This is a genomic window from Luedemannella flava, assembly GCF_039528515.1.
Lineage (GTDB): Bacteria > Actinomycetota > Actinomycetes > Mycobacteriales > Micromonosporaceae > Luedemannella > Luedemannella flava.
This window is the reverse complement of record NZ_BAAALT010000053.1, coordinates 206,601-226,628: the sequence shown is the minus strand read 5'-3', so window position 1 is coordinate 226,628 and position 20,028 is coordinate 206,601. Positions and strand designations below refer to the sequence as shown.

Sequence of the window (20,028 nt, the reverse complement as noted above, 5' to 3'; positions counted from 1 at the left end):
GTCGTCGACGCCCGGCACCGCGCTGTCGACGTGGGCCGGGCGGGCCTGCCAGCCGGGGTGACCGAGCGGCAGGTCGGCCGCCGCCATCACGACCCCGGCCGTGCCCGCCCACCGGACGGCGGCGAGCTCGGGCGAGAAGTCGGCGAACGGGTAGAACCCGACCGGTCCGTCGTCGTCACCGCCCCTGCGCGGGTCGGCCCCGCGCGCGGCGGCCAGCGCCACGGGCGCGACCGTCTCCGGGTTGGCGAGCCAGGGCAGCCACTCCCCCAGCTCGTCGGGCAGCTCGATCAGCACGAGGTCGGGCTGGTAGGCCTCGAGCAACGCCGGCACGGCGGCCGCCACCACGGGTGAGTGGTGGCGGACGCCGATCAGGTACGGCTCCTCGCAGGCGGCGAGCGCGTCGACCGCCCCGGTCACATCAGGCGTGGAGGGCGTCACGCTGCTCCCACAGCTGCTTCCACATGCGCCCGCCCTCGGTGGCCCGCCGCCGCAGCGGCCCGTCCCAGTACGCCAGCAGGCGGGCCTGGTCGGACTCGTCGTCCTTGCGGACCACGCCGAGCAGGTGACCCGGTAGCAGCGACAGCGGGTCCCTGCCCGGCAGGTAGGCCGTGGCCAGGCCGATGGACGCCGCGACGGCGACGGCCTCGGCCGTACTCATCACCGTGGACGGTCGCTCCACCTGCCAGCCCTCGACGGACCGGCCGGTGCGCAGGTCACGGAACACGGTGACGAGCGTCTCGAGGACGGCGTCGTCGACCTCGAAGGCCGCGCCGACGCGCTCCACGGAGGTGCGGGCCTGCCGGCGGACCAGGGCGATCTCGGCGTCGAGGTCGGCGATGGGCGGTACGACCTCGAAGTTGAACCGGCGCTTGAGCGCCGCGGACATCTCCGAGACGCCCCGGTCGCGCAGGTTGGCCGTGGCGATGACGGTGAACCCGGGCGCGGCGTAGGCGACGGCGTCGTCGATGCCGGCCAGCTCGGGCATGGCCATCCGCCGGTCGGAGAGCACGGAGACCAGCGCGTCCTGCACCTCGGGCAGGCAGCGGGTGACCTCCTCGACGCGGGCCACCGCGCCGGCCGTCATGGCGGCGAGCACCGGGGAGGCGACCAGCGCCTCGCGGCTGGGCCCCTTGGCCAGCAGCAGCGCGTAGTTCCAGCCGTAGCGCAACTGGTCCTCGGTGGTGCCGGCGGTGCCCTGCACGGTCAGGCCGCTGGTGCCGCACACGGCGGCGGCCAGCAGCTCCGACAGCATCGACTTGGCCGTGCCGGGCTCGCCGACGAGCAGCAGGCCGCGCTCGCCCGCGAGCGTCACCACGCACCGCTCGACGAGCGCGCGCTCGCCGACGAACTTCGGCTCGATGACCTGCTTGGCCTTGCCGGCGCCGTCGACCGGCTTGCCCTGCGAGCCGGCGATGAAGGTGACCACCGCGCGCGGGGTGAGCCGCCAGCCCGGCGGGCGCGGCCCGGTGTCGGCCGCCGCCAGGAACTCCAGCTCCTCGGCGAAGCGGTGTTCCGGCGGGTCGATCTGCCGTGCGGTCGTGGTCATCGTGCCTCCGACAGGGAGTGGTAACGCGGGGGATCGCCGGCGACGACCCGGGCCCAGGCGGCCCGGAACAGCTCCGGCACGGTGGTGGTGACGAGGATGCGTCCGCCGGGCAGACTACCGTCGGCGCCCAAGCCGGTCTTCCACGCCTCGATGGGCAGATCGGGAGCCTTGACCGCCAGCCAGCCACCGGGCAGGAACACGCTGCGCCCGGCCCGTTCGCGCCTGGCCCCGACGACCAGGTCGGTGGCGGCCAGGGCCTTACGGGCGGCCGCCAGCCGGGCGGGCTTCCAGCCGTTCCACTCGGCGACGCGCTTGTCGGTCGGGTCGGGAAGAGCGAGGAGCTGCAGATAGTACGCCGCGGCGTCGGTATCCAGGCCGTACCCGGACGCGACGGCCGCCACCAGGTCGGGGACGCTCGCCGTCGGGTCCTGGGGGAACCGCCCGGCTGGCAGCGACTCGTTCCCGAGCGCGGCCATCGTCGCGGCGAACCCGTCGCTCAGCAGCAGCCGTAGGCAGGCGGCCAGCGACGCGTCCACGAACGCCAACGCGGGATCGTCCACTCCGGACAGCGCGGCGGGCCGTAGGTGGTAGTTGGCCTCGTCCTCGTAGCGCTGGCCCTCGACCAGCGCCGCCATGCCGGGCGGGACCTTCTCGCGCTCGTGCTCCTCGGCGCCGACCAGGAGCTTCCCGTTGCGCAGCCGCTCGCGGACGAGTTCGTACGCGGTCGGCAGGAATGCGCGCACCGGGTCGCCGGCCGGCAGCCGGTACGCCAGCCAGGGCAGCGCGACCGCGACGGCGAGGAGGTGTTCCTCCTCGAACGGCGCGCCGGACGGCGCCCTGGTGGTGACGCTCCAGTCGTCGGGCTCGGACACGCCGTCGGTGTGCAGCCAGTCGGCCGGGGTCGGCCGGGCGATGGCGCGGATCGTCGCGGCGCCGTCGTCCAGCATCCGGTCGGCCTCGACGAGCAGCTCGTCGGCGATGGGCGTCACCACGCCGAACCGCTCGATCCACTGCCGGGCGACCCCGTCGGCGTCGGGGCCCGCGCGCCACAGGTCGGCCGGGTCGGCCGGCATGGCCGCGTCGAGCAGCGCCAACCGGTCCGCGGCGGCCAACTGCCGCAGCGCGTCGCGGGCCATCCGCAGGGTGTCCACCTTGAGCCCGAGCCGGGCCCGGTCCTCCGGCGTGAGGAAGTTGTTCTCCCACGTGTTGAGGCCGGGCAGGCCGGCGAGCAGCAGGGCCGCCTCCGAAGGGCTCATGCCGGTAGCCGCCGCGAGCCGGTCGAACGCGTCGGTCGGCAGCGGGGCCGAGCCGTGGCGTTCCAACAGGTCGACGGCGGCGGCCAGCCGGGCCGGGTCGCCCCAGCCGGTGAGCGTCCGCGCGGCCTTCACGACGACCCCGTCCGGCACGGCGAAGGTCCCCGTGGGGCTGAACTCGATGGCGGTGCGCACCAGCTTTTTCTGGTCGCGCTTGGGGCTTGACAGGACGACGAACGTGGACGTTCCGGTGTGCACGACCGCGCCGCGCCTGCCGTCCACCAGGTCGACCGGGCAGGTGACACTGAGGACGCGCAGCCGCGCGTCCGTTCCGGCGTACCCGAAGCCGGCCACGACGCGCAGCACGTCCAGCAGGGCCGTGCGGTCCACGTCCGGCGTGAGCGGCGACGCCGCCCGGACGACGAGGGCACCGGACCACGGCAACGCCCAGGCCCACGCGGTGGCGGCCACCGGCAGGTCATCGCCCGCGCCCGACCCGGCGGTCAGCAGCGCCGCGACCGACGCGGCCTGCTCGGCCATCGTGGCGGTGCCGGTGCGGTGGTGGTGACCCTCGGTCGCGCCGAGGTCGCTGAGGACCCGGATCAGCTCCGATTCGATCACCGGCGGCGCCACGGTCCGACCCGCGACGGTCGCGGGCGAGGTCGCCGGCTCCGCGGACGGATCCGGGCGCTCGGCCAGCAGGTCGGCCAGGCTCTGCTGGACCCGCCGGGTGCGCTCGGCCACGGTCACCGACGCGGCGACCGCCTCGGCCAACTTCCGGTCCGTGATCTCGCCGAGCAGCTCGCCGACGACCTTGCGCGCCGCCTCCGGTACACCCTTGGGCTTCGCCCCGGCGCAGGCGGCCAGCAGTCGCCCGGCCAGGGCGGCGTCGACCCCGCGCAGCGCCTTGGAGCCCGCCTCGTCGACCGGTCGCAGCGCGTGCCAGAACGTGGGCGCCGGCAGGCCGGGACCGATCGGCCAGCGGGCGGCGGGCTGGCGCCCGTCGACGTCCCACAGCGTGACGGTGTTGTCGGCGTAGGTCGCCGGGCGGATCCGGTCGTCGCCGGGCACCTGGAACGCGCCGACGAACTCGTCGTCGTTGTCGACCGGTGCCCACGTCACCGACCGGCCGTCGATCCCGGTGCCCGTGAAGGTGCCGTCGGCGTGCCGGATGACCCGCCAGCCGACCAGGCCGTCGCGCCAGCCCAGCGGGGAGCCGGCGAACGCCTCCGGCGCCGGGCGCAGGTGACTCCACCGAACATGGAGGCTGTCGCCGGCGGCAAGCTCGACGTCGAGGAACGCCGGCAGGCTCCGCCGCCCGGGCGCGCCCGTCGCCGGGTCGTACTCGCGCCAGAACTCGATGTCGTCGTCACCATCATCCAGACGCCAGTACGTGACGCCGTCGCTGACGACGAACTCGTGGTCGGGATCCGTGGCGTCGCCGACGCGCAGCGGACGGGCGCCGAAGGTCCGACCGCCTCCCGGCAGGGGCACGCCGCCGCAACCGGTGACCCACGAGGTGCCCCAGCCGTGGTCGCCGCGCAGGGCCTCGGTGGGCCGACCCGACCAGTAGGAGCCGTCCGACCAGTCGATCCGGAGCTGCCCGTCGACGAACGGACCCGCGCTCAGGCTGTCGTAGGAATCGAGCTTGACCCCCTGTGGCGTCCGGTAGGTGTGGTCGAGCACGACGCCGTCGGGCCCGAGGACGACCGCCCGTGACTTGCCACCGAACACCAGGTACGGCCAGTACGCCAGGTCGTTGCTCCTACCGACCTCGGCGGCGGCCGCGGCGTGCCCGGGCCAGCCCAGCTCGGCCGGCAGGCCGGCGCGCAGCGACCGGGCGAGCGCGTCGGCGGTATCGGCCGAAGCGAGCCCCGCGAAGACGTCCGGCGCGAGCGACAGACCGTCGTACGTCCACAGCGGAGCCAGCTCGTCGAGCGTGTCGGCGAGCGTCAGCACAGTGGGCGCCGACCCGACCCGGCCAGGGATGGCGGCGAGCCACGCCTGGGCGGCCGTCCGCAACCCGGCGGCGTCCAACTTCCAGGTCGCACGCTCGCGCAGAGCCTTCCTGCGGCGCTCGGCACTCCCGTCCCCGCGCTCCGCCTCCAGGTAGTCCCGCAGTCCGCGGACGAGCGCCGGCAGGAACCGCGCGTCGGCGGCGATCGCGGCCAGGTCGCGACGGTCCTTGGCGTCGGTGCCGAACCAGTCGTCGAGGTCGAACCGCAGCTCGCCGTCCTCGTCGTCGAGGGCCGGGTTCTGCACCGGCACGCCCGCGGCGAGGCACAGGTCCAGCAGGTCGAGGTCGACCGACCAGGACGACTCGACGCCGAGCCGCAGCTCCGCACCGCGCGCGAGGAGATCCTCCCGGACGGTGTCGATCAGCTCAGCGAGCAGCGCGTTCCAGCGCGGCGCCGGCCCCTGGCGGCGCCAACTGCGGCCCCGGTTGTCGATGACACGCTGCGCCCACGCGGCCACCCCGCCGGCCGGCGCCGCCACCGAAGGCGCGGACGCCGGCGAGCGCAGGGCGTCCAGCGCGCCCGCCTCGTCGAGGAGCTCCAGCCACGTCTCGGTGGCGCCCTTGCCGTAGCCGGGCGGGTCGGGCAGAAGCCCGAGCAGCCGGCTGCGGGCGGCCGGGTCGCGGCGGGTCAGGCGCAGCAGTGCCGGCCGGTACGACTTCCAGAACCCCTCGTGCGCCCGACCCACGGCCGGGTAGGCGAGCAGGTCGCCGATGACCGACTCGGCCTCCGCGTCGGAGTCGAGGCCCGCCGCCTTCGCCAGCCGCTTGAGGTCGTCGGCCATGCTCACGTACGGCGACTGCCCGGCGGCCACCCGGCGCACCGCGATCGTGCGGACCAGCTCGTACGCCTCGACGGCCGGGCGGCGCAGGGCCACCTGGCGCGCGTAGTCGCTCAACGCCTTCGCGGTCAGCGCGCCGGCGAAGGCGAACTCCAGGTGCACGTCGCGCAGCCGGTCCTCGTCGACCGGCAGGCCGTGGCCCTGCTCGGCCTGCCGGGCGGCGGCGAAACAGGTGCCCGCCAGCTTCGCGTTCTCCGCCGCGAGGAACTCCCGGCCGGCCTGCTCCCAGTACGTCGGCAGGAAGTGCGGCGCGGCCGCGCCGAGGCGCGTGGCGAGCGCGTCGTAGCCCTCCTTGGCGAGGCCGGGCCGGGTCACCGCCGTCCGGGCGAGCCGCTCCATGTCCTTGACCAGGGCGAGCGCGTGCCGGCCGTTGGCCGGGTCGTGGACCAGCGCCCACGCCGGGAAGCCCAACGCCTGCCGGCGGCCGTGCCCGACCGCGACGGGCTCGACGGCCGGGGCGAAGCCGAGGAACTCCAGGCTCAGATCCTCGGCCTGCCCCAGGGTCGCCGGCACCAGCCGCACGACCGTCCGGTCCGCCAGGACCGGATGGCCGTACGACCGGGCCGTGATCGTGTCGAGCGACCGGTCGGCGGTGGGCGGCCCGGGCAGGATCGCCCCCGCCTCCGCGACGGTCGTCACCGCGTCTCCGACAGGGAGTGGTAGCGCGGCAGGTCGCCGGCGACGACCCGGGCCCACGACGCCCGGAACAGCTCCGGCACGGTCGAGGTGACGAGCACCCGCCCGCCGGGCAGGCTGCCGTCGGCGCCCAGGCCGGTCTTCCACGCCTCGATGGGCAGGTCCGGCGCCTTGAGCGCCAGCCAGCCGCCGGGCAGGAACACGCTGCGCCCGGCCCGTTCACGCTTCGCCTCGACCACCAGGTCGGTGCCGAGCAGGGCCTTGCGGGCGGCCGTGAGCCGGGCGGGCTTCCATCCGTTCCACTCCGCGACCCGCTTGTCGGTCGGGTCGGGAAGGGCAAGGAGCTGCAGATAGTACGCCGCGGCGTCGGCGTCGAGCTGGTACTCGGCGGCGACGGCCCCGACCAGGTCGGGCACGCTGACGGTCGGGTCCTGAGCGAACCGCCCGGCCGGCAGCGACTCGCTCTCGATCGCGGCCATGGTCGCGGCGAACTGCTCGCCGAGCACCAGCCGCACGCACGCCCCCAGCCCGCCGTCCATGAACGCCAACGCCGGATCGTCCACGCCCGACAGCGCGGCCGGCCGCAGGTAGTAGTTGGCGTAGGTCTCCCAGTGCTGGCCCTCCACCAACGCCGCCATGCCCGGCGGCACCATCGCGCGCTCGAGGTGCGCCGCGCCGACGAGGAGCTTCTCGTTGCCCAGCCGCTCCCGCACCAACCGGTACGCCTTCGGCAGCGAGGCGCGCACCGGGTCGCCGGCGGGCAGCCGGTACGCCAGCCAGGGCAACGCCGTCGCGGCAACCCGCAGGTGGCTGTCGTTGAACGGCGTGCCCGACGGCGCCTTCGTGGTGACCGACCACCCCTCGGCCTTGGACACCCCGTCGGTGTGCAGCCAGTCGCCGGGGGTCGGCCGGGCGAGGACCCGGACGGTGTCCGCGCCGTCGCGGTCGAGCATCCGGTTCGCCTCGGCGAGCAGCTCGTCGGAGACCGGGGTGGCGACGCCGAACAGCTCGACCCAGCGCCGGGCGACCCCGTCGACGTCGGGCCCGGTGCGCCACAGGTCGGCCGGGTCGGCCGGCATGGCGGCATCCAGCAGGGACAACCGGTCAACGGCCGGCAGCGACCGCAGCGAGTCGCGGGCGGCGCGCAGGGTGTCCGCCCGGAGCCCGAGCAGCCCCCGCTCCTCGGGGGTGAGGAAGTTGGCCTCCCACGAGTTGAGCCGCGGCAGGCCGGCGAGCAGCAGGGCGGCCTCCGACCGGCTGATCCCGGTGGCCGCCGCGAGCCGGTCGAAGGCCTCGGTCGGCAGCGGCGCCACGCCGTCGCGGTCGAGCTGCTCGACGACGGCCGCCAGGCGGGCCGGGTCGCCCCAGCCGGTGAAGGTGCGCGTGGACTTCACCATCACCTTGTCCGGGACGCGGAACGTGCCCGTGGGGCTGAACTCCACCGCCGTGCGCTCCCACTGGTCGCGGTCGCTGTAGTACTGGTTCGGGCCGGCCAGGATGACGAAGGTGGACGTGTCGGTGTGCAGGACCGCCCCGCCGTTGGCGTCCACGAGCGCCGCCGGGCAGGTGACGTTGTGGACCCGCAGCCGCGTGTCGGCGCCGATGTGCCCGAAGTTGGCCAGGATCCGCAGCAGCCCCGTCAACGCCTTGCGGTCGTGTTCGGGCGTGAGCGGTGAGGCGGCCCGGACCACGAAGGCGCCCAGCCGGGGCAGGGCCCACGCCCACGTCGTGGCGGCCACCGGCATCTCGGCGGCCGTGCCCCGCTCCGCCGTCAGCAGCGCCGCGACCCGCGCGATCTGCTCGGCCATCTGGCCGTTGCCGGTGCGGCCGTGGCTGCCGTCGGCCGCACCCAGGTCGGTGACGACCCGGGACAGCTCCGACTCCGACACCGGCAGGCGGACCGGCGCGGCCGACGCCGCGGCCGCCACCGGCCCGGACGGATCCGGGCGCTCGGCCAGCAGGTCGGCCAGCCCGCGCTGGACGCGTCGCGTCCGCTCGGCCACGTTCACCGACCACGCGACCGCCTCGGCGAGGTTCCGGTCCGTGATCTCACCGAGCAGCTCCGCGACGGCCTTGCGGGCCGACGTCAGCACGTCCTTGACGTCCGCGTCGGCGCACGCGGCCAGCAGCCGCGCGGCCAGCGACGCGTCGGCCGACCGCAGCGCCTTGGAGCCCGCCTCGTCGCGCGGTCGCAGCGCGTGCAGGTACGTCGGCGCGGGCAGACCCGGGCCGGTCGACCAGCGGGCGGCGGGCTGGCGCCCGTCGACGTCCCACAGCGTGACGAGCGTGCCGGAGTTGCGGCCGCCGGTGCCGCCGTAGGTCGCCGGGCGGAGCCGGTCGTCGCCGGGCAACCGGTAGACGCCGACGAACTGACCGTACTGGTCGGGGTCGTCGATCGGGGCCCAGCGGGCCGACCGGCCGTCGATCCCGGTGCCGGTGAACGTGCCGTCGGCGTGCTGGATGACCCGCCAGCCGACCAGGCCGTCCCGCCACCCCAGCGGCGAGCCGGCGTACGCCTCCGGCGCGGGCCGCAGGTGGCTCCAGTCCGACCGGAGCCGGTCGCCGGGGGCCAGGTCGACCGCGAAGAACGCCGGCAGGCTGCGCCGGCCGGGCGTGCCCGTCGCCGGGTCGTACTCGCGCCAGTCGGGCGCGTTGTCGTCCGCGGCGGTGGGCTCGTAGCGCCAGTACGCCTCGCCGTCGCTGATGACCTTGAAGACGTGCGGCTCGGTCGCGTCGCCGACGCGCAGCGGCCGTTCGCCGGTGGTCCGCCCGCCCTCGGGCAGCGGCAGGCCGCCGCCGGACCAGGAACCGTAGCCCCAGCCGTGGTGTCCGCCGAGCGTCTCCGTCGGCCGGCCGGACCAGTAGCAGCCGCTCGACCAGTCGACGCGCAGCTCGCCGTCGACGAACGCGCCCGCGCGCAGCTTGTCGTACGAGTGCAGCTTGACGTCGCGGGGCGTGCGGTAGGCGTGGTCGAGCACGACGCCGTCGGGGCCGAGCACGACCGCCCGAGCGGTGGCGCTGAACACCAGGAACGGCCAGGAATCCTGCTCGTTGGCCTGGCCGACATCCGTCGAGGTCGCCTCGTGCTCCGGCCAGCTCAGCTCGGACGGCAGACCGCCGCGCAGCACCCGGGCCAGCGCCTCGGCCGGGTCCGCCGCGGCCAGCCCGGCGAACATGTCGGGCGTGAGCGACAACCCGTCGTACGTCCACAGGGGAGCGAGTTCGTCCAGCGCGTCGGCGAGGGTGAGCACCGTGGGCGTCGAGCCGACCCGCTCGCCCACCGTGGCGAGCCACGTCCGCGCGGCCGTGCGCAGCCCGGCGTGCTCCAGCGTCCACGTGGCCCGCTTACGGAGCGCGTTCGCGCGACGCTCGCCGCTCTCCGCCTCGCGCTTGGCGCCGAGATAGTCGCGCAGCCCGCTGATGAGCGCCGGCAGGAACCGCGGGTCCGCCGCGATCGCGGCCAGGTCGCGGCGACCTGTGTCGGACCCGCCGAACCAGGTGTTCACCTGGAGCCGGTTCCGGTTGACGGCGCCGGGCTCCGGGCCCTTCACCGGCACCCCGGCGGCGAGGCAGAGGTCGAGCAGGTCGAGCTCGGCGAACCAGGAGTTCTCGGCGCCGAGCCGCAGTTCGCCGCCGCTGGCCACCAGCTCGTCGCGGATGGTGTCGACCATTTCGGCGAACAGCAGGGTCCACCGCACCGAGCGGCCCCGCCAGCCCCAGCCGCGGCTGCGGTGGTCGAGGAAGCGCTGCGTCCACACGGCCACGCCACCGGCCGGAGCCGCCGCCGCGGGCGCGGTGGCCGGCGAGCGCAGGGCGTCGAGCGCGCCCGCCTCGTCGAGGAGCTCCAGCCACGTCTCGGTGGCGCCCTTGCCGTAGCCGGGCGGGTCGGGCAGAAGCCCGAGCAGCCGGCTGCGGGCGGCCGGGTCGCGGCGGGTCAGGCGCAGCAGTGCCGGCCGGTACGACTTCCAGAAGCTGTCGTGCGCCTTGCCGACGGCCGGGTAGCCGATCAGCTCGCCGATGACGGACTCGGCCTCCGCGTCGGGCGTGAGTCCGGCCGCCTTGGCCAGGCGCTTGAGGTCGTCGGCCATGCCGACGTAGGGCGGCAGGCCGCCGGCGACGCGGCGCACCGCGATGGTGCGGACCAGGTCGTACGCCTCGGCGGCGGGTCGGCGCTGGGTGACCTGGCGGGCGTACTCGCTCAGGGCCTTCGCGGTGAGCGCGCCGGCGAAGGCGAACTCGAGGTGCACGTCGCGCAGGCGGTCCTCGTCGACGGGCAGGCCGTGCACCTGCTCGGCGAGCCGCGCGGCGGCGAAGCACGTGCCGGCACCCTTGGGGTTCTCGGCGGCGATGAACGCGCGGCCGGCCTGCTCCCAGTACGTCGGGAGGAAGTGCGGGGCGGCGGCGCCGAGGCGCACCGCGAGCGCGTCGTAGCCCTCCTTGGCGTTGCCCGGCTTGGACTTCGCCACCCGGGCCAGCCGCTCCATGTCCTTGACGAGGGCGAGCGCGTGCCGGCCGTTGTCCGGGTCGTTGACCAGCGCCCAGGCCGGGAAACCCAGTGCCTGGCGGCGACCGTGACCGACGGCGACCGGCTCGGCGCCGGCCGCGAAGCCCAGGAACTCCATGCTGAGGTCCTCGGCCTGGCCGAGGGTCCCCGGCACGAGCCGCACGACGGTGCGACCCTCGAGCGCGGGGTGCTCATAGACCCGGGCGGTGATGGCGTCGATGGACCGCTCCGCCGGCGCTGCGCCGGGCAGGATCGCCCCGGCCTCAAGAAGTGCGCTCACTCCGACTCCTCCTTGACGACGCGGCCCGCGTAGAGGCCGGCGGCCATGCGCATGCCCTCGGACCAGGCCACCGGGCCGACCGCCGTGTTGGGCAGGGGCTCGCCCTGCGGGTCGGTGAAGGCGAGATCGCCCGTCTGGGTCTCGTAGCTCGGGTCGTCGGAACCCACCCAGACGGTGGCCGTGACCAGAGCCCCGTTCTCCCAGACTCGGCAGGTGGCGTAGCCGCCCCGGATCGGGTAGCCGAGCTTGGTGGCCCGGCTGGTCAGGTGCCGCAGCTCCGCGAAGTGGCCACCCGCGTACTCACTCTGGGCGCGCGACTGCTCGGCCGGGTCGGTCGGCTTGTGCCAGATCTCGCGGAACAGCTGCGTTGTGCCCTGCGCAACACCCAGCTCGGCGGCGAACTCGCGCAGGTCGTCGAGGTCGGCCAGGCGCACCGGGTGCGGGATGGCGACCTGGGCGGCGTCGAGCCACACCGACTCGCCGTCGAGGTTGACCACGCCGATGCCGCGGGTCACGTCGGCCTCGCGCAGGAACCCGGCGTCGTCGAGGACCCACCCACCCGCCTCGTCGACGGGGACGACGACCGCGTCGGCGAGCGCGGCCCGCCACGCCTCGTCGGCCCAGACCCGACCGAGCACCTCGGCCGGCACCGGCAACGAGCGGATCATCCAGCGCTCGACCTCGGCTCGGCAGCTCGTCTCGTGGCGGGCGAGCCACTCGGCGAGCTGGCGCAGCCCGACGACGACCTCGTCCTCCTTGAGCGCCTTGGGCAGGCTCTTGAGCTGCTTACCTTTGTCGGTGCGGCACACCACCCGACCTCCCTGCAGCGTGACCTCGTACCCGTCCGCTGTCGGCAACCACCCCACGCGCACCCCTCCCCAGAATCGTCAGTCGAGTCACACCTGTCGCACCCGTCCCAGGCGATGCCGGATTCTGCCATCGCCGACCGACATTCGCTTCGCGCGATGCGTCTGCTAAGGTCACTGCTGTCACGAGTGCCAACGTGAAGCCCCGGCTGGTTGGCCGGCAACCCTCCTCCGCGGTGGGGTGCCCCGGGTGATGACACGGCCCGCCCCGACCGGGGCGGCGCAAGCGCGGACCTTTGGGGGTCATTGCCGTGACGGCACCATCCATCGCACCCACCGCCCTGCTCCCCGTCGTCGGCGCCCACGCGCGCGTGCCGCTCGTCGACGGCGGCGAGACCCGCTACACCAACCTCGACTACGCCGCGAGCGCGCCCGCGCTGGCCGCCGTCGCCGGGCACGTCGGCGAGGTGCTGGCCCACTACGCGAGCGTGCACCGGGGCGCCGGCTACCTCTCCCGCGTGTGCACCGCCCTGTACGAGGACGCCCGCGCCGCGGTCAGCGCGTTCGTCGGCGCCCGCCCCGACGACGTGGTCGTGTTCACCCGCAACACCACCGACGCGTTCGGCCTGCTCGCCTCGGCCGCGCCGGTCGAGGCCGTGCTGCTCGACATCGAGCACCACGCCAACCTGCTGCCCTGGCAGCGGCGCGGCGACCGGGTCGTCACCGCGGAACCGACGATCGCGGCCACGCTCGAGGCGCTCGAGGCGGAGCTGATCCGCCGGCCGGCCGCGCTCGTCACCGTCACCGGCGCGTCCAACGTGACCGGCGAACGCCTGCCGTTGGACGTACTCGCCGCGTTGGCTCATAGGCACGGCGCGCGGTTGGCGGTCGACGGCGCGCAACTCGCGCCGCACCGACCGATCGACCTGGCCGCGACGGGCGTGGACTACCTCGCCTTCTCCGGGCACAAGCTGTACGCGCCCTACGGGGCCGGGGTGCTGGTCGGCCGGCGCGACTGGCTCGACGCCGCCGAGCCGTACCTCGCGGGCGGCGGGGCGGTCCGGGAGGTCACCGTCGAGCGCACCGCGTGGGCCCCGGCGCCCGCCCGCCACGAGGCCGGCACGCCGAACGTCGTGGGCGTGGCCGCGCTGGCCAGGGCATGTCGGGAGCTGGCCGCGCTGGCGCCCGGCGCGCTCGAGGCCCACGAGCGCCACCTGCGCGACCGCCTCGTCGACGGCCTCGCCGACCTCTGCATCGCGCCGCTGCGGATCTGGTCGGACAGCGTCGACGCGGTCGGGCTCGTCGCGTTCACCGTGGCCGGTGTGCCCGCCGGCAAGGTGGCCGCCTACCTGTCCGCCGAGCACGGCATCGGCGTGCGCGACGGCCGGTTCTGCGCGCACCCGCTGCTGGACCGCCTCGGCGTCCCGGCGGCCGTGCGGGTGAGCTTCGGCGTCGGCAGCACCACGGAGGACGTCGACCGGCTGCTGTCCGCGCTCAGCTCACTGTCCGAGCAGGGACCCCGATGGGGGTACGCCGATGACGGCGCGGGCTGGGCGCCCGTCCCGGAGACCCGGCGCCTGCCCGACTGGCTCGGCGGCGCGCTCCTGACCGGCGACCAGCGCCCGTGCGAGGAGCCGGGATAACGGTCAGCCCTTCACGTAGGACAGCTTCTCCACGATCAGGCCGGCCTCGAAGCGGATCAGATCCACGCCGCGGACATGCCCGGCGCCCCAGTCGTAACGCCAGCGCTGGATCACCCGGTCACCCGCGACGATGATCTCCTCGAAGTCGAACCGGCCCTCCATGTTCGCGAAGATCGGCTCCCACGCCGCGCGGACCGCGTCCGAACCGACGACCCGACGCCCATCGGGCGCCGGGTCGGTGGTCTCGAAGACGATGTCACGGTGGCACAGTGCCAACGCCGCGTCGAGATCATGGGCGTTCCACGCCGCGTTGAAGACGCCGATGCCCTGGTGCTGGACCAGCTCGTCCACGTCTCAGCCTTCCACGGATGTTGGTAGGCCGCGCCGGACGGGGTTGGTGAGCGTGCCGATCGAGCCGATGGTGATCTGGACCGTGTCGTCGACGTGCAGGGTGAATGGCGCGGGCGGGACGAGGCAGGTGCCGGTGGAGAGCACCACGCCGTCCGGGTGGACGTCGCCGCGCAGCAGGTAGCCGACCAGGTCGTCGAGCCGGCGGTGCAGCTGTGACGTGCTCGCCGTCCCCTGCCACCCGACTCGACCGCCCCGCGTGATGACCAGCTCGATGTCCAGGTCGTAGGGGTCGGCTACCGCCCAGACGGGGGTGATCCACGGGCCGAGGGCGCAGGCGCCGAAGTAGGTCTTCGCCTGGGGCAGGTAGAGCGGGTTCGCGCCCTCGATGCTGCGCGAGGACACGTCGTTGCAGACCGTGTACCCGACGATCTCGCCGTACGCGTTGACGACCAGGGCAAGCTCCGGCTCGGGTACGTCCACTTCGGAGTCCGTACGGATGCCGATGTCGGCGAGCGGGCCGCGCACGCGCCACGCGGGGGACTTGAAGAACAGCTCCGGCCGCGGTGCGTCGTAGACCAGCTGGTACACGTCGGCGGCCCGTTCGCTCTCCTCGACCCGGGCCTCGCGGGAGATCTGGTAGGTGACCCCGGCCGCCCACACCTCGGTCGTGCCGTCGACGGGCGCGAGCAGCTCCACATCCGCGAGGGGCACGGCGTGCCCCGCCGGCACCAACCGCTCACGCAGGGTCGCCAGCGGAAGTCTCCACAGTTCCGACAGTGAGGAAACGTCGCGCAGCCGCGAGACGAATCCGTCGGAGTGCAGCCCGACGAGGGCGTCCGGGGCGCCGGCCATCCGGTACCTGACGATGTTCGGGGGTAGGACCGACATGGCAACTGACCTTACTGTGTCGACCATGAAAGCGACGCGACGCAGTCAACAGTGGTTCGGCGCCGAGGGGCGGTCCGGCATGCTGTACCGGTCCTGGGTGCGCAACCAGGGGCACGGGCCGGAGGTCTTCGACGGCCGGCCGGTGATCGGGATCGCGTCGACCTGGTCGGAGCTGGCGCCGTGCAACGCCCACCTCGACCGGGTCGCCGAGGCGGTCCGGCGCGGGGTGTGGCAGGCCGGCGGGTACCCACTCGTCTTCCCGGTCATGGCCACCGGCGAGACGCTGATGCGGCCCACCGCGATGCTCTACCGCAACCTGGTCGCGCTCGTCGGCGAGGAGCTGATGCGGGCCAACCCGCTCGACGGCGTCGTGCTGCTCGCCGGCTGCGACAAGACCACCCCCGGCCTGCTCATGGCCGCGGCGAGCGTGGACCTCCCGGCGATCATGGTCACCGGCGGGCCGATGCTCAACGGCAAGTACCAGGGCGGCGACGTCGGCTCGGGTACCCACGTCTGGAAGTTCGAGGCGGAGGTGAAGGCGGGCCGGATGACCGAGGCCGAGTGCGCGGTGGCCGAGGGGTGCATGGCCAGGTCCAACGGCCACTGCATGACGATGGGCACGGCCTCGACGATGGCGTGCCTGGCCGAGGCGCTGGGCATGCAGCTGCCCGGGTCGGCGACCTGGCCGGCGGTCGACTCCCGGCGCTACGAGACCGCCCAGTCGGCGGGGCGGCGGATCGTCGAGCTGGTCGAGGACGACATCCGGCCGAGCGCGATCCTCACGCGGGGCGCGTTCGAGAACGCCATCCGGGCCAACGCGGCGATCGGCGGCTCGACCAACGCGGTCATCCACCTGCTCGCGATCGCCGGCCGGGTCGGGGTCGACCTGTCCCTCGACGACTTCGACCACCTGGTCCGGCAGGTACCCACGTTGGTTGACCTGATGCCGTCGGGGCGGTTCCTCATGGAGGACTTCTGCTACGCCGGCGGGCTGCCCGTGGTGCTGCGGCGCCTCGCCGAGGCGGGGCTATTGAACGAGGAGCTGACGGTCACCGGCGAGACCATGGGGCGCAACGTGGCGGGCGCGACCTGCTGGAATGACGAGGTGATCCGCACCTGGGCCGCGCCGCTGCAGCCGGCCGGCAGCGGCACGGCCGTCCTGCGGGGCAACCTCTGCCCGGACGGCGCGGTGCTCAAGCAGTCGGCCGCGTCGGAGCATCTGCTGGTACACGAGGGGCGCGCGGTGGTGTTCGACTCGCCGGAGGAGTACCACGCGGTCTGCGACGACGAGGACCTGGACGTGGCGGCCGACGACGTGATCGTGGTGCGCGGCGCCGGCCCGAAGGGGTACCCGGGCATGCCCGAGGTCGCCAACGTGCCGATCCCCACCCGCCTGCTGAAGCAGGGCGTGACCGACATGGTGCGGATCAGCGACGGACGAATGAGCGGTACGGGGTTCGGCACGGTCGTCCTGCACGTCTCCCCCGAGGCCGCCGTCGGCGGGCCGCTCGCCCTGGTCCGCACCGGCGACCGGATCCGGCTCGACGTGCCGGCGCGGACCCTTGACGTCCTGGTGTCCCACGAGGAGCTGGGCCGACGCACCGCGGGCTGGGCCGCCCAGGCGAGACCGGAGGACCGGTCCGGGTACCGCTGGCTCTACCGCGAGCACGTCCTGCAGGCCGACGCCGGCGCCGACTTCGACTTCCTCGTCGGCTCCCGGGGCGACGCGGTCCCCCGGGACTCCCACTGATGTCCGACGTCCACCTGACCGCACCCTGGCTGCACGTACGCCCGTATCACGGCGAGGGCGTGGTGTGGGACCCGCGCCGCGACGTACTGCTGTTCGTCGACGTCACCGCCGGTCGGGTCTGGCAGTTCGCGTGGGCCACCGGACGCATCACGTCGTTCGAGGTCCCGGGCACGGTCGGCGCGGTGCACCCGGCGGCGGACGGCTCGCTGGTCGTCGCCGACTCCGAGGGCATCGCGCTGTGCCGCGACGGCGTCATCGTCAGACGGTTGGCGTCGCCGTTGGCCGGCGAGCCGGGCCTGCGGATGAACGACGCGAACGTCGACCCGGCCGGCCGGTATTTCGCTGGCAGCATGGCCTTCGACCTGCGCAGCGGGGCGGGCAACCTCTACCGCCTCGACCTGGACGGGTGCCTGACCACGGCCATCGAGGACACCACCATCAGCAACGGCCTCGACTGGAGCCCCGACGGGACCCGCTGCTACTACGTGGACAGCCCGCTGCGCCGCGTGGACGTCCTGGACTACGACGTGGCGACGGGTGCGCTGTCCAACCGCCGGCCCTTCGCCGACGTGTCCCACCTGCCGGGGATCCCGGACGGCCTGACCGTCGACGAGGCCGGCGGCGTCTGGGTGGCGTTCTTCCGCGGTGCGCGGGTCTGCCGCTTCGACCCCGACGGGCGGCTGACGACGACCGTGCACCTGCCGGTCACGCTCGTCACGTCGTGCTGCTTCGGCGGCCCCGATCTCGACCACCTCTTCATCACCACCTCGACGGAGGACATGTCGGCGTCCGACGTCGCCCGCTACCCGGCCGCCGGCGGCGTGTTCGTCGCGCGTACGGGCTGGCGCGGTCGACCGGCTACGCCGTTCGCCACGAGCAGCACGTAGTACGCGTCGTTTCACCCGCATCGAAGAGCGCCACGCGTACGGGACAGGCCCTACCTCGGCAACCTTGCAACGTCCGGCAGTCCGCGGGCCGCCTTAGTTGACAATGAAAAACTTCTAACCATAAATCTGATCGCCATGAGCGAGGTCCTCTCCACCGTCCCCGTCCCCTTCCCGCCCAGCCCATCCGGCCCACCGGCACGACGACGCCGCCGCAGGTTCGTCGCGCTCGCGGCGGCGCTGCTCGCGATAGTCGGCGGTGGTGGGCTGGTCACCACGGCGAGCCCCGCGATGGCGGCCACGAGCTGGGTAGAGATCACCGCCGGCGAGTTCCACACGTGCGGCATCCAATCGGATCTCTCCCTGTGGTGCTGGGGTGACAACGACTACGGCAGGCTCGGCGTGGGCGACACCCTCGCCCGGGTGAGCCCTGCGCTGGTTTCCTCCGCCGATTGGAAGTCGGTCACCCTCGGTGGTTTTCACACCTGCGCGCTCAAGACCGACGGCACCCGGTTCTGCTGGGGCTACAACAACTATGGCCAGCTCGGCATCAACGACACGAACGCCCGCACCGCGCCCCGCACCTGGATTGGGGAGTCCAAGTGGCTGTCGCTGTCAGCCGGCCGCTTCCACACGTGTGGCGTGGCCACCAACCATGGCCTGTACTGCTGGGGCGACAACAATGAGGGACAGCTGGGTGTCGGCGACTACGCGGACCGGATGCTGCCCACCCAGGTCGGCAGCCAGTTCAACTGGTCCAGCGTCTCCGCCGGTTATTCGCACACCTGCGGCTTGAAGACCGACGGCACCCGCTACTGCTGGGGCCACAACGTCGATGGCGAGCTCGGCCTCGGCGACTACAACTTCCGGAACTCCCCGATCAGGCTCATCGACGAGTTCAAGTGGTCATCCGTCGTGACGAGGAGTCGGCACACCTGTGGCATCCGTACCGACAGTAGCCTCTACTGCTGGGGTTCTGGCAGTACCTACGCGCTCGGGCTGGGTGACAACGAGGACCGCAATGTGCCCACCCGGGTCGGCACGTCGACCGGCTGGAGCTCGGTAACACCGGGCAGCAGTTTCACCTGCGGTGTCCGTGCGGGAACCCGGTATTGCTGGGGGAACAACGGGCATGGCCAGCTCGGGTTCAACGACACCACGACCCGCAAGACGCCAGCCGCTGCCGCCGACAGCGGGTGGCAGCGGTTGTCCGCGGGCTTCTGGCACATCTGCGGCATTCACGACCGATCCGTCTACTGCTGGGGCTACAACGATTCAGCGCAACTCGGACTGGGCGACTATGTGAACCGCCTAAAGCCCACCCAGCTCCCCTGACGCAGCTCCAAGCGCTCGCCGGTCCCGAGCTGACCCGCCTCGCGGTCGGGTCAGCTCGGGACCAGGGATCAGACGCTCGCACTCAGGCGCTCGTCGGCTATGCCGACGAATTCCCCGTCCGCGGTTGAGCACCGGGTGTCGCACGGCCGTCAGCCTGGCGATCGTAGGTGGCAGGGTGACCACCTGCCGGCGTTCGGCGGCGCGCTCTCGTCGGCCCTCGTTCAGACGCGGAACCGGGCGACGAGGTCGTCGGTGAGGGCGTCGAGCTTCGCGTCGACCTGCTGGCGAGCGGGATCCTCGTCGTACCAGGCGATGATTTCGCGGGCCCCCTGCTCGAAGGGGATGACCGCCCGGTAGGCGGGGACCACCGAGCGCAGCTTGCTGTTGTCGAAGACCATCGAGTGCGCCTTGTCGCCGAGTAGGCCCGCGCCCCAGTCGGGGTCGACGGCCGCGATCGCGGCCGACGGCACGTGCACGATCCGCGCCTCAACGCCCGCCGCCGCGGCCAGTGTGTCCGCGATCTGGTTCCAGGTGAGTACGTCGTCGGAGGTGATCTGGAACGCCTCGCCGACCGTGCGCGGGTGCCCGAGCAGCGGCACGAAGCCCTGCGCGAAGTCGGTGTGGTGGGTCAGCGTCCACAGCGACGTCCCGTCACCGTGCACGACGATCTCCTTGCCGGCGCGCATGCGGGCGATCGACGTCCACCCGCCCTCCAGCGGAATGAGCGTCCTGTCGTACGTGTGGGACGGCCGCACGATCGTGGCCGGGAAGCCCTTCTCCCGGTACGCGGCCACGAGCAGGTCCTCACAGGCGATCTTGTCCCGGGAGTACTGCCAGAAGGGGTTTCGCAACGGGGTGGACTCGGTGACGGGCAGCCGGGCGGGCGGCGTCTGGTAGGCCGACGCCGAGCTGATGAACACGTACTGCCGGGTGCGGCCCCGGAACAGCTCGATGTCGGTGCGCACGTGGTCGGGGGTGAACGCCACCCAGTCGACGACCGAGTCGAACGCCAGGTCGCCGAGGGCTGACCGCACGGACTCCGGGTCGCGGATGTCGGCGCGCAGCGGGATCGCGCCCTCCGGCAGCGGGCGGTGGGTGCTCGCGCCACGGTTGAGGACGTACAGCTCGATGCCGCTGTCGACGGCCAGCCGGGTGCACGCGGAGCTGATGATGCCGCTGCCGCCGACGAAGAGGACCTTGAGTGCGCTCACGCGTGCCACGCTAACCCACCGGCGATCGAAGTCTTGACGGGCGGATAGCACAACAGCGAAATCGGCCAGTAGGAAACGCCGTCGC

Annotated in this window: 12 protein-coding genes and 1 riboswitch; of the genes, 4 read left to right on the top strand and 8 right to left on the bottom strand. The window is 73.6% G+C overall.

What is annotated here, in order from left to right; all coding sequences use genetic code 11:
• The 5 genes from ABD211_RS11090 to ABD211_RS11070 all read right to left on the bottom strand — a co-directional run.
• Positions 1-438 (bottom strand): DUF5682 family protein (locus tag ABD211_RS11090; RefSeq protein WP_344129028.1); only part of this gene is annotated, 438 nt, incomplete at its 3' end.
• Positions 419-1,546 carry an ATP-binding protein gene (locus tag ABD211_RS11085; protein ID WP_344129026.1) on the bottom strand — a complete coding sequence of 376 codons (1,128 nt, stop codon included), beginning with the start codon at positions 1,544-1,546 and terminating at the stop codon, positions 419-421. The genes ABD211_RS11090 and ABD211_RS11085, both read right to left, overlap by 20 nt.
• Positions 1,543-6,294, bottom strand: coding sequence for a hypothetical protein (locus ABD211_RS11080; RefSeq protein ID WP_344129024.1), 4,752 nt, complete (start codon positions 6,292-6,294; stop codon positions 1,543-1,545). The genes ABD211_RS11085 and ABD211_RS11080 overlap by 4 nt, the downstream gene beginning before the upstream one ends.
• Entirely contained in the window at positions 6,291-11,075 is a 4,785-nt protein-coding gene (locus tag ABD211_RS11075; RefSeq protein WP_344129022.1) for a hypothetical protein, read from the bottom strand. Before ABD211_RS11075 ends, ABD211_RS11080 begins: the two co-directional genes overlap by 4 nt.
• Positions 11,072-11,941 (bottom strand): DUF4132 domain-containing protein, encoded by an 870-nt coding sequence (locus tag ABD211_RS11070; protein WP_344129020.1) that lies wholly within the window; start codon positions 11,939-11,941, stop codon positions 11,072-11,074. The genes ABD211_RS11075 and ABD211_RS11070 overlap by 4 nt, the downstream gene beginning before the upstream one ends.
• Positions 11,942-12,062: 121 nt before the next feature.
• A riboswitch (SAM riboswitch) is annotated at positions 12,063-12,176 on the top strand.
• A 16-nt stretch (positions 12,177-12,192) separates the two neighbouring features.
• On the opposite strand from ABD211_RS11070, the gene ABD211_RS11065 reads away from it, so the two are divergent.
• Entirely contained in the window at positions 12,193-13,524 is a 1,332-nt protein-coding gene (locus ABD211_RS11065) for an aminotransferase class V-fold PLP-dependent enzyme (protein WP_344129018.1), read from the top strand.
• Positions 13,525-13,527: 3 nt separating this feature from the next.
• Here ABD211_RS11065 and ABD211_RS11060 read toward each other — a convergent pair whose 3' ends face one another.
• Together ABD211_RS11060 and ABD211_RS11055 are read right to left on the bottom strand one after the other, a co-directional pair.
• Positions 13,528-13,875: a nuclear transport factor 2 family protein gene (locus tag ABD211_RS11060; RefSeq protein ID WP_344129016.1), complete on the bottom strand. Its 348-nt coding sequence runs from the start codon at positions 13,873-13,875 to the stop codon at positions 13,528-13,530.
• A gap of 3 nt (positions 13,876-13,878) precedes the next feature.
• Positions 13,879-14,763 (bottom strand): fumarylacetoacetate hydrolase family protein, encoded by an 885-nt coding sequence (locus ABD211_RS11055; RefSeq protein ID WP_344129015.1) that lies wholly within the window; start codon positions 14,761-14,763, stop codon positions 13,879-13,881.
• A gap of 25 nt (positions 14,764-14,788) precedes the next feature.
• On the opposite strand from ABD211_RS11055, the gene ABD211_RS11050 reads away from it, so the two are divergent.
• The 3 genes from ABD211_RS11050 to ABD211_RS11040 all read left to right on the top strand — a co-directional run bounded on the left by ABD211_RS11050 (position 14,789) and on the right by ABD211_RS11040 (position 18,732).
• Entirely contained in the window at positions 14,789-16,513 is a 1,725-nt protein-coding gene (locus tag ABD211_RS11050) for an IlvD/Edd family dehydratase (protein WP_344129013.1), read from the top strand.
• The gene (locus ABD211_RS11045; RefSeq protein WP_344129011.1) at positions 16,513-17,400 is read left to right on the top strand and encodes an SMP-30/gluconolactonase/LRE family protein; all 888 of its coding nucleotides are present in this window, start codon (positions 16,513-16,515) and stop codon (positions 17,398-17,400) included. Before ABD211_RS11050 ends, ABD211_RS11045 begins: the two co-directional genes overlap by 1 nt.
• Positions 17,401-17,535: 135 nt before the next feature.
• Entirely contained in the window at positions 17,536-18,732 is a 1,197-nt protein-coding gene (locus ABD211_RS11040) for an RCC1 domain-containing protein (RefSeq protein ID WP_344129009.1), read from the top strand.
• A 221-nt stretch (positions 18,733-18,953) separates the two neighbouring features.
• On the opposite strand, the gene ABD211_RS11035 is transcribed toward ABD211_RS11040, so the two are convergent.
• On the bottom strand, positions 18,954-19,943 hold the full coding sequence (locus ABD211_RS11035; protein WP_344129007.1) for an SDR family oxidoreductase: 990 nt from the start codon (positions 19,941-19,943) through the stop codon (positions 18,954-18,956).
• Positions 19,944-20,028 lie beyond the last annotated feature (85 nt).